This window comes from Mesorhizobium waitakense (assembly GCF_056431085.1).
The window spans coordinates 1-9,970 of the sequence record NZ_JBWKME010000027.1 but is presented as its reverse complement, the minus strand read 5'-3'; the positions used below and the strand labels follow the sequence as shown (position 1 = coordinate 9,970).

Below are 9,970 nucleotides of genomic sequence, written 5' to 3'. Positions count from 1 at the left end.
CGCGCTCTCTCCGAGGCTTAGCAGCGCAGTGACACGATCGTGTGGGTCGTTAAGATTCTCGGCGAGCACGACGAGGCGCTCCTGTAGCTCGGGCGTAAAACGTCCAAAGCCCTTTCTCAAGATCCACATGGCCTGGTTGAGATCTCCGGGTTGGGCGAGCCCCTCGGCGAGCACGACGATGCGCTCTTGTAACGCCGGCGCAAACCGGCCTACGCCCCATCTGAAGCCCCATAGGGCTAAGACGCGTTGATGAGGCTGGGCGAGCCCCTCGACGAGCACGACGAGGCGCTCCTGTAGCTCGGGCACAAGCTTTCCCACGGCTGACTCCAGGGCTGCGAGGGCCGAGAAGTGATCTTCGAGGTCAGGGCTCACGACGAGGTCGACGAGGCGCTGCTGGAGCGTGGGCGCAAGTCCTTCGACGCCCACTGCGAGGCCCCGCAGAGCTGTGACGCGATGCTCGTACTGGGCGAGCCCCTCGGCGAGCACGACGAGGCGCTGCTGTAGTGCGGGCGCAAGCTCTCCTAGGTTCCGTCCGATGCCCTCCAGGGCTTGAGCGCGATGCTCGGGATCGACAAACGCCTCGGCGAGCCTGACGAGGCGCTGCTGTAGTTCCGGCGCAAACTCTCCTGCGGCCAGTCCGATGCGCTGCAGGGCTTGAGCGCGATGCACGGGATCGACAAGCCCTGCTGCGAGGTCGACCACACGCTGCTGGAGCGCGGGTACAAACTCTCCCACGCTTATCCCGAGGGCTCGAAGCACCGAGACGCGGTCTTCCGGGTTGAGCTCCTCGACGCGATCGACGACACGCTGCTGGAGCGCCGGCACAAGCCCTCCCACACCCATTGCGAGACAAACGAGGGCAGCGACGCGATACTGGGGATCGTCAACCCCCTCGGCGAGTTCGACGAGACGCTGCTGGAGCATGGGCGTAAACTCACCCACGGCCAGCCCGAGGTCCTCCAAGGCCAAGAAGCGATATTCGGGGTCAAGCGCCTCGGCGCGATCAATGAGACGCTGCTGGAGCGCGGGCGCGAGCCCTCCCACCCCCCGTCTGAGCGCTTCCAGGGCTTGGAAGCAGTGCTCTTCGTCGTCAAGTCCTTCGGCGACCTCGACGAGGCGCTGCTGAAGCGTGGGCGCGAGCCCTCCCAGCCCCCCGCCGAGGGCTCGCAGGGCAAAGACGCGGTGCTCGGGGTCGTTATGTCCTTCGGCGATGGCAACGAGCTGCTCCTGCTGCACGCTGGTCAGGCAATTGAAATTGGATGCGAGAGATTCCAACACGCCGGGAACAACTAGTGCGACAAAGGGATTCGCGACTCCTGGCTGCGGGACCATTAACCTGTTCCAGACGGCCTGAACCCGGATTGCCATCTGGCGCCTTTCTTCCAACGCCGCGGACATTTGGACAGCAGCACGCAGCTCGCCGTCTGTCTGCGACACCGCCAGCAGATCGATCGGGCTGAGCCTTTCCGCAATCGCGCCGAGTAACTCCGGGAGCAGCCCCGTTATTCCTGTTACCTGTTGGAGCCAGTGGTCCAGTTGTGGCATCATTTCGCTTGGTGTCCTCACTCACAACTTCGAGCCTTTGGTCCGGAGCACTTGGCATCAGCGCGACTTGATCTCGCGGGCCAGTTCGTCCTGAGCTGGGCCCAAACGCCAGCTCCACATGGCCGTCGCCGGTCGGGCGCGCCTCGTTGAGCGTTGGCTACGCGGCTTTCAACTCCTTGCCCATCGCCTCACCAGCCGCTCCTGCCGGGCCGACTACCGTCCCCGAGTCTCCCGGGTCTCCTGGCCGGCAACGGCATCTTTTTTGTTTAGCTACGATATGCTGAAGCGTCCCATATAAAACGAATATGCCATCATGCGCGTTCGAGAGCATTCAGCAACGCCGGATCCAGCGGGCGATGCAAGCCCTTCGGCGCGGCGGTAGTGGGGTCAGTTTGAAACTCCGTCCCAACCACAATAGGCGCTTTCGCCTATACGCCGTCTGGAAATAGGCGGAAACGAAGGCCATCTTCAAGCTATGACCGATAAGCATCCAAAGCGCCCGCGCGACGCAAACCAATTGGCGAGGTCGATAGTTGACATCGCGACTGGCGAGGCGCCGGCTGAAGAAGATCTCAAGAACAAGGCCGCTGTGGAGCTAGGGCGGCGCGGTGGCAAGATTGGCGGCCGCGTGCGGGCTGACCGCATGTCGCGCAGAACAAAGGGCCGAAGCAGCGACGCGATTAGCTGCATCCGCCCGCTGGAGAAGGCGCGGCGACTAGGCGGCTTCTGCTGCCTCGATTTCCGCAAGTCCATAGTGAAGTCGAAATCCATCTGGATAGGCTCTTCGTCCGACCTCGCCTCGTTGTAGCTATCGACATCGACCTTTAGCTGCCGAACGTCACCAACGATCCCGCGGCCGCGCTGCTGGAAAGACATCTGCATATGGTGCCGTGGGGCGGTTCGAATATCGTCCCAAAGAACCATCTGCTGGCCGCCTTGTCGGGCGAATTGAGAAACAGCCCCCCGCGTTGCCTCACCAGGATTGTTCCCTACGACTGGGACGCTCAGTGTAAGCGGTGCACCAAGGCACCTTGCAATAGGCCGATGAACATGGAGTTTTCGCGCCATGACATTGGAACATGCAGAGGGCGATTTGGTCGCCGAGTTAAGCGGTGCGGCGGCGGCCGAAGATTGTGCAACGACGCCCGGGCGCGCGCGGCAACGAAGGCTGTGGAGCTGCACTGAGAAGCGCGCGTTGGTCGACCTGGCGAGCGCGGCGGGGTCGTCGGTGACCGAGGTCGCGCAAGCGTTCGGCGTAGCCCCATCACAGCTCTATGCCTGGCGCAAGCAGATGGCCGGCGGCGAGCCTGATGCCGATCAGGCGATGGCGACCTTCGCGCGCATCGACGTGAGCGATCTGCCCGAGGTTGAACGCCCCGTCGCCGATTGCCCGGACCCGGCCGGCAGGATCGTCGTGGCCTTTGCGAACGGCGCGCGATTGCGGATCGACGGGATCGTCGATCCGACAGCGCTGCACATCGTTCTGGCGGAGTTGACCAGGTGATCACGGTGGTGCCGACCGACCGGATTTACCTGTGCTGCGGCGCGACCGATATGCGCCGCGGGATCAACAGCCTGGCACGCATGGTGCAGCAGGTGCTTGCGCTCGACCCGCACTTATGTGTCGCACGAGATTTTGTGGCGGCGCCGTCCTGATGCCAGCCTGGGCCGGCAAAGACTGCAATTCTCCGCCACATAATATTCAGATGCTGTCTAGCAGCTGCAGCACGGCATCATTCGGTTGGAAACGCACGCCGTAATTGCCATCGATGCCCGCTTTCTCAAGTCCCTTTCGCATCATCTCGACATCCGCGGCGGCATATCGGTGGGTGGTAGCGACCTGTGCGTGCCCGAGCCAGGCTTGGATCGTTAAAAGATCCACGCCAGACTGGAGGAGCCTCATGGCAAGGGAGTGCCGGAAGATGTGTGGCGATATGGGCTTGTCGGCCAAGTCCGGCCTGATGGCAGCAGCCTTTGCCACCGCTCTCCGTACAATATGGGTCGCTCCGAAACGCGTGAGGTGCTCGTTGTGGGCGCCGACAAAGACCGGTCGTGTCTCGTGGAGCGCGATTCCGCGTTTACCCAACAACGTCGTCAGTGCTCGCACCAGATCTTTAGGAATGGGGATGACGCGATCTCTGCGCCCCTTACCGTGCAGTAACACTTGCGGGTGCGGCCGCTCTACTCGAAGGTCGTTAGCGTTGATACCGATGGCTTCGGAGACCCGCGCGCCGGTCCGCGCCAGGAACAGCAGAAACGTGCGGTCGCGCCGCCCGCGGGACGTCCTTTGATCGGGGGCCGCAATGAGGGCGTCCACTTCTGCCTTGGAGAGGTGGTGCGTTACCTCAATATGCGCCCGTTTTATGGGAATCGTCAGCACGCGTTGGGCGACACCAAAGGACGCCGGATCGGCGCCTGCCACGTGTTGAAAGAACGATCGGATCGCAGCCAGACGGGCATTGCGCGTGGCGACGGAGTTGTTCCGCTTCTCTTCGAGCTCGTCGAGAAAGGCGAGAACGAGGTCTCGATCGAGATCTTCTAGCGCCAACGTCGCTGGCTTCCTTCGTAATCGGGCAGCGGCGAAGAGTATGAGCATGCGCAAGGCGTCACGATAGCTGGCCACGGTCGCGGGAGTCGCGTTGCGCTGCTTGGTCAGGCGCCGGCGAAAATAGGATTCAAGGAGCGGCGCGAGGAGCAAGTGTTCGCTCATACTGCACCTCCATCGAGGAAGGCGCGTTCCGCCGCAATGGCGAGAAGATCCGCCGAGCCAGTGAGGTAGTAGGCTGTGTCGCTGTAGCTGGCGTGGCCGAGATAGGTGGCGAGCAACGGGAGCAGCGCCTGAACGTCTGCGCGCTGTTGGTGCCAGAGGCTGAGGCGGGTGACGGCGAAACGGTGCCTGAGATCGTGCGGTCTTAACGGCTTGCCGCCATCAAGATGGGCGAGCTTGCGGACCTCAGCAAAACCGTTTTGCAGGCCGGTCGCCGAGAGGCGGTTGCCTCGGGAGCTGAGGAAGAAGGCCTGGTCCTTGGGCGTGGGAAAAGCAGCATCGCGCTCACGCACATATTGACGAAGGGCTGTTTGGGTCGTCGTGTGAACAGGAACGAGACGGTCCTTGCGGAACTTCGTCTTCCGAACGCGGAGAACCCCGTTGGCCAAATCGACGTCGGAACGATCAAGCCTGACCACTTCGCCCGATCGCAGCCCCGAGCTCGCCAACAATCCGATCAGCGTCGCCATCGTCCGCCCTCTGAGAGGGGTGCCTTGCGAAAGGCGGGCGCATGCGTCGATGAGCGACGCCAACTCTGCCTCGCTGAGGATACGCGGAGGCGGAATCGCTCTAGATCTGGGGAAAGCTCTGCACTCTAAGGCCTCGGTTCGGACGTCATAGACGGCGAGATACTCGTAAAACCGGCGGAGCACGCCGTGGCGAGTGACGCGGCTGTTAGCGGCTCCGCCGAACGACAAGGCGAAATCAAGCGCCATCGTTCGAGTGGCGGGCCCATCGAGCTGAGCGCGCTCAACGTAGTGGATGAAAGCCCGCAACGTCCCGGCTTGCTTGCTGAAGGCGTAGCCGAGGGAGCGGCGCAATTCGATGTAACGCTCGGCTTTCTCGCGAAGGAATCGGGCAAAGGCGGTCATGCGACGCCTCCCGGAAAGGGAAGCGCAACCTCGGCGAGCTGCGAGGTCGCGACCTTTACGTACAGCACCGTTGTGTTGATGCTCCGGTGCCCGAGAAGATCGGCGACCTCGTTGATCGGCGTTCGCTGCCTGACGAGCTGGGTGGCAAGGCTGTGGCGCAGGAGATGCGCACCTCCGACCCGCCCGAGTTCGACCCCACCATGCCGCAACCGCTTCCGCACGATTCTCGAAACAGGCGACGCGCACTTGAACGGTCCTACGGGCGGCGTGAAGGACAGGAACAGATATGGACTCTCCACCTTTGGTCGAGCGCCCAGGATGTAGTCGGCGAGCGCGGCGCCGGTCTCCTCGAGGAGCGGCGCCACCCGATCACGCTTGCCCTTGGTGCGCCGGACAAAAATCTCGCCAGCACGCCAGTCGATATCCTGCAGCCGAATGGCGCGTAGCTCGCCGTTGCGAATCCCCGTGGTGGCGAGCAGCAGCAGGACGGCTCGATCGCGGATGTCGACCGGCATCGTTGCGCCGATCGCATCGATTGCGCGCCGAACGTCATCCCATGCAAGGCGCGGCGGCAAATGCGCCAAACGCCAATAGGGCGTCCTTGGGACGACGCGGGCGAGATCTTGATGATGGTGCCCAGCCCAACATAAAAACCGAAGAAATGTTCGAATGTGAGAAGTCGCTGCCGTGCGGCTGCTGGAGGTCGCCGATAGCGATAGCCGATGTTCGGCAGCAGCGAGGACGTGCTCAGCCGTCAACGTCTCGAGGTTTTGGCCGGGATGGTGATGGCGGAACCAATCCAGAAAGCGGCGGCCGCCCAGAAGAACGCCTTCGCGGGTCTTCGGCTCCAGGCCCCGTACCCTATGCAGATAGTCCGAAAAGGAGGCCAGAAGCGGAGCATCCGGATCATCCTCTTTACTTGGAACGGAAACTATCAACCGCTCCGGAGCCACTCGCCGTGCGTGCCCCAGCGCCGACACTGCCCCAATGCGCGGAGAATCCGTAGTAAACGTGCGCAAATAGCTGTCGACGACATCTTGATGGATCGGCATCGGACCGCAGCGCGTCCCGGCAAACTGGCTAAAGTGCGCAATCCGGCTCAGATAACTCTTGGCCGTCGCTCGCTTGTAACCAAGCGTGAAGAAATGTTCTGCAAGACGGTCCATCTCGTCACCAAGCGCACCGCTACGCAGGCGCTTGAGCACCCCTTTATACGAAAAATAGAACTCGAGCATATTGCCTCTCCGGAATAGCGGCGCAGGGGGATCCCGCACCCATCCGAGAGGTAGGAAATATTATGTGGCGGAGAATTGCAGTCTTTGCCGGCCCAGGCTGGCATCAGGACGGCGCCGCCACAAAATCTCGTGCGACACATAAATAGGGTTAGGTGGCGCGCCACCTAACCGCACACTGGCGCGATCTTCTGCTTCCGTGGACGCAAGGGTCATATCATCAAGATTCTGGCGCATGACGACCAGGGGTTCTGCCTTTTTACAAAACGGCTTTCCGAGGGTTGTTTCGCCTGGCCAACCACGAGTCGCCGTGTCGCTCACCAAGGCGCAGCTTTCGCTGCTTTTGGACGGGATCGACTGGCGCCGGCCAAGCAAGATTTATCGACCGCGTCTGGCTGGCTGATTTTGCTCGTTTCTTATTGATTCTGTGTCGATTCTGCTTCCGTAAAGAAGCTCTTTCGGGTATGTAATTTGGGTGTCGGAACAGACCCCCTCAATCGCTGATTTCATCGCCCGGATCGCCCTTCTGGAGGCGGCCGTTTCTGCCCGTGACATCACCATCGCCGAACGTGATGAGCAACTGCGAAGGGAGCGCGCCGAGGCCGGACTTCGCATCCAGCGCCTGCAGCTGCGGATCGATCGCTTCAACCGCAAGGCCTTCGGCCGCTCGTCCGAGAAGCTGGGCCAGATGCTGCTCGAACTCGAAGATCTCGAGACCGATTTCGCCGCCGGCGTGCCCGATAGCGCCTCAGTTGGCGAAACCTTATGTGAAACGCGGCAAGAACGACGCGGCGGACGCGGAAGCTTTGTGTGAGGCGATGAGCCGACCGACGATGCGCTTCGTGCCGGTGAAGACCGCGGACCAGCAGGCGGCGTTAATGCTGGTCGGTGTGCGAGAGAGACTCATTCGCAATCGGACACAGCTCGCCAACGCCATTCGCGGTTTTGCCATGGAGTTCGGCATCGTCGCGGCCACGGGCATGTGCCGCATCGAACCGCTGTTGGAGCGGATTGCGGCGGATCAATCCCTGCCTGAATTGGCCCGGGAGCTTTTTGTCATGCATGGCATTGAATATCGAGATTTGCTGGCTGAAACGAAAGCCGTCGAGGAAAAACTGACCACGTTGCACCGCTCCAATGAATGCAGGGCGCATCGCTTTTGATGATGAAGACCCCAGATCCCCGAACGTTCAAGTCGGGTCGCGATTTTGCCGCTTGGATAGGCCTCACGCCCAAAGACCATTCGACCGCAGGCAAGGTCAGACTGGGGGTGATCACACGTGCTGGCGACGAAATGCTGAGGAGCATATTGGTGGTTGGCGCAACTGCCCTTCTTCAGCATGTCAGAGCAGGTCGAAGCAGACATGCTTCCCGATGGCTGATCGAACTCCTGCAACGGAAGAAACCAAAGCTGGTTGCGGTGGCGCTCGCCAACAAGATCGCCCGTATTGCGTGGAAGCTCATGGTGAGCGGCGAGGCGTATCGGCGGACAGAGGAGCAAACGCAAGCAACATAGGAATTGGTCATCACGGTGAGCAGAATAGAATGCTACTGTGTTGAGCTGATGCTGTGAACTTGCAAGAGAAAAGCAGATGGTGCGATCGATCGATCCAAGACGCGTGATACTCCGTCAGTTCCATTGGCCTTTCAAGGTCGTTGCCGTGTTAGGAACATGCGTTGCGGAAACCATCTTGGCCAGCGGTCATGTGCGACCGCATACAAAGGCCGGACATATGATCGCAAGCGATCCGATCAAAAATATCTGTAAAAAACACTTGCAAGTGGGAGCCAATGGTATGGACCCCGCCCTCCCAGGCGAGGTGGAATCTCGAACGTCAACTGCAACAAAGGAGGATGTCATGCAGGTCGTTCGAATAGGTCTGGATCTTGCGAAATATGTGTTCCAGGTTCACGGGGTCGACTGCCACGGAAAAGTCGTCGTGCGAAAGACGCTGCGTCGCGATGCGGTAGCCTGCTTCTTCGCCAATCTGCCCCGATGCCTGGTCGGCATGGAAGCCTCGAACGGCGCGCATTACTGGGCAAGGGAGCTCACCGAGCTTGGCCATGAGGTTCGGCTGATCAGTCCTCAGTTCGTTACACCATATGTGAAGTCCAACAAGAACGACCGAAACGATGCGGAAGCCATCTGCGAAGCGGTCGGCCGGCCTTCGATGCGCTTTGTGCCGCCGAAATCGACTGATCAGCTGGCGGTCCAGGCCGTTCATCGCATTCGTCGGCGTCTGGTCGCCGATCGAGTTCGGCTTGTGAACCAGATTCGCGGCCTTCTTTCCGAGCACGGGATCGTCATTCCCCGCGATATCTCGCAGCTGCGGCGCGGCCTCGCCGTCATCGTGGGGAATGATGATGACGGACTCAGCGAGATGGTCCGGTCGCTGATGAGGGAGCTGCAGACGGAATTGGCCGAGCTCGACGATCGCATTGCAATTTATGATCGGCGGATACGGGAAATCTTCCGCACCAGCGAGCAGTGCCAACGGCTTGGGAAGATCGAAGGCATCGGCCCCGTGACGGCAACTGCCTTGATCGCTGCCGTAGGCGATAGAACCTGCTTCAAAAATGGCCGTCAGTTCGCGGCCTGGCTTGGCCTGGTACCCAAACAACGATCCAGCGGAGGGCGAGCCCGGCTATTCGGCATCAGCAAGCGGGGCGATCGCTATCTGCGCACATTGATGATCCATGGGGCTCGTGCTGCGCTTGGCAAAGCAGCCGGCAAGCAGGATCCACGAAGCCTCTGGCTCAGTAAGCTGCGGCAAAGACGACACCCCAACGTCGCGGCTGTCGCGCTCGCCAACAAGAATGCGAGGGTCGTGTGGGCCATCCTCTCGGGTGGCACATTCTACGAGCCCGCACAGTCGGTGAAAGCAGCTTGAGGCGAAGCGGCAAACGAAAGGAAAACAACAGAAGGAGGTCTCACCCCGGCAATTGCAGCAAAATGGCAGGAGATGGTGAAACGGCCATTCCGTCGCTTCCCGAACCTGGTGTGTGGACCGGCTTGGCTTCGGCCAATGTCTAGGGGCCGATGAGGTGGAAGCGCGCGAAAATCCATCGGGGCTCGCGGCGAAGACGTTGTCCAGCCGCATGAGGAAGCCGGATATACGTCAGCAGTTGTGACCGACGATCTTGATCCAGCCGACCTGTTGCAATCGGGCGGGGTCCATATACGTCCACATATGGAACTGGGGGCGCCGCCAAGAGATGCCGCTCCCCTTGGCGGCATGAGCGCGATCGATGACATGGCGCTGTCGGACGAGGCGCTCGAGGCCTGGATGGCCGCCAAGACCGCCCCCCGTCCGTTGGTGCGGACCATGTCGGCGCTGGATGGCTTCGTAACGGCGGCGGTCACCGGGCCCCGGTTAGCGGACCCGCAAGACTGGATGTGCCCGCTCATGGGGTTGCCGCGCGACGTCCTGGCCAAAGGCTCTGCAACCGATCATGCCGTGTTTGCCAGCCTCGCCAGGATCCACAACCGGCTCAACGAGACGCTGTTCGACAGACCGCAGGATTATGCGCCCCGATTCGCCACCAAGCCCAGC

The 9,970-nt window shown here is 61.3% G+C and carries 9 protein-coding genes and 2 pseudogenes; 7 read left to right on the top strand and 4 right to left on the bottom strand.

The window, feature by feature from the left end; genetic code table 11:
* On the bottom strand, positions 1-1,548 hold a 1,548-nt coding region (locus AC07FD_RS08975; RefSeq protein WP_478349554.1), incomplete at its 3' end, for a serine/threonine-protein kinase.
* A 1,063-nt stretch (positions 1,549-2,611) separates the two neighbouring features.
* Here AC07FD_RS08975 and tnpA point away from each other — a divergent pair.
* Positions 2,612-3,049: an IS66-like element accessory protein TnpA gene (gene tnpA / locus AC07FD_RS08970; RefSeq protein ID WP_095090371.1), complete on the top strand. Its 438-nt coding sequence runs from the start codon at positions 2,612-2,614 to the stop codon at positions 3,047-3,049.
* The gene (gene tnpB / locus AC07FD_RS08965; RefSeq protein ID WP_478349553.1) at positions 3,046-3,201 is read left to right on the top strand and encodes an IS66 family insertion sequence element accessory protein TnpB; all 156 of its coding nucleotides are present in this window, start codon (positions 3,046-3,048) and stop codon (positions 3,199-3,201) included. Before tnpA ends, tnpB (AC07FD_RS08965) begins: the two co-directional genes overlap by 4 nt.
* A 46-nt stretch (positions 3,202-3,247) precedes the next feature.
* Here tnpB (AC07FD_RS08965) and AC07FD_RS08960 read toward each other — a convergent pair whose 3' ends face one another.
* Genes AC07FD_RS08960 through AC07FD_RS08950 form a run of 3 tightly spaced genes read right to left on the bottom strand, consistent with a single transcriptional unit; the run spans position 3,248 to position 6,419 of the window.
* Entirely contained in the window at positions 3,248-4,255 is a 1,008-nt protein-coding gene (locus AC07FD_RS08960; RefSeq protein ID WP_478349552.1) for a tyrosine-type recombinase/integrase, read from the bottom strand.
* Positions 4,252-5,184 (bottom strand): tyrosine-type recombinase/integrase, encoded by a 933-nt coding sequence (locus AC07FD_RS08955; protein WP_378976688.1) that lies wholly within the window; start codon positions 5,182-5,184, stop codon positions 4,252-4,254. The genes AC07FD_RS08960 and AC07FD_RS08955 overlap by 4 nt, the downstream gene beginning before the upstream one ends.
* Positions 5,181-6,419 (bottom strand): site-specific integrase, encoded by a 1,239-nt coding sequence (locus AC07FD_RS08950; protein WP_378976690.1) that lies wholly within the window; start codon positions 6,417-6,419, stop codon positions 5,181-5,183. The genes AC07FD_RS08955 and AC07FD_RS08950 overlap by 4 nt, the downstream gene beginning before the upstream one ends.
* Before the next feature lie 180 nt (positions 6,420-6,599).
* On the opposite strand from AC07FD_RS08950, the pseudogene tnpB (AC07FD_RS08945) reads away from it, so the two are divergent.
* The 5 genes and pseudogenes from tnpB (AC07FD_RS08945) to AC07FD_RS08925 form a co-directional block, all read left to right on the top strand.
* Positions 6,600-6,839, top strand: a pseudogene (gene tnpB, locus AC07FD_RS08945) (IS66 family insertion sequence element accessory protein TnpB); the annotation flags it as partial.
* 52 nt (positions 6,840-6,891) lie between these two features.
* Positions 6,892-7,230 carry a transposase domain-containing protein gene (locus AC07FD_RS08940; protein ID WP_478349551.1) on the top strand — a complete coding sequence of 113 codons (339 nt, stop codon included), beginning with the start codon at positions 6,892-6,894 and terminating at the stop codon, positions 7,228-7,230.
* Positions 7,157-7,932 (top strand): annotated as a pseudogene (locus tag AC07FD_RS08935) (IS110 family RNA-guided transposase); the annotation flags it as partial. The gene AC07FD_RS08940 and the pseudogene AC07FD_RS08935, both read left to right, overlap by 74 nt.
* A gap of 343 nt (positions 7,933-8,275) precedes the next feature.
* Complete coding sequence (locus AC07FD_RS08930) at positions 8,276-9,307, top strand: IS110 family RNA-guided transposase (protein WP_478349555.1); 1,032 nt, start codon at positions 8,276-8,278, stop codon at positions 9,305-9,307.
* 345 nt (positions 9,308-9,652) lie between these two features.
* Positions 9,653-9,970: UPF0149 family protein (locus AC07FD_RS08925; RefSeq protein ID WP_478349550.1), on the top strand; the 318-nt coding region annotated here is incomplete at its 3' end.

Excerpts from the sequence above, each read along its gene's own strand:
- tnpA (WP_095090371.1), top strand. The coding sequence starts at position 2,612 with ATGACATTGGAACATGCAGAGGGCGATTTGGTCGCCGAGTTAAGCGGT.
- AC07FD_RS08960 (WP_478349552.1), bottom strand. The coding sequence starts at position 4,255 with ATGAGCGAACACTTGCTCCTCGCGCCGCTCCTTGAATCCTATTTTCGC.
- AC07FD_RS08955 (WP_378976688.1), bottom strand. The coding sequence starts at position 5,184 with ATGACCGCCTTTGCCCGATTCCTTCGCGAGAAAGCCGAGCGTTACATC.
- AC07FD_RS08950 (WP_378976690.1), bottom strand. The coding sequence starts at position 6,419 with ATGCTCGAGTTCTATTTTTCGTATAAAGGGGTGCTCAAGCGCCTGCGT.
- AC07FD_RS08930 (WP_478349555.1), top strand. The coding sequence starts at position 8,276 with ATGCAGGTCGTTCGAATAGGTCTGGATCTTGCGAAATATGTGTTCCAG.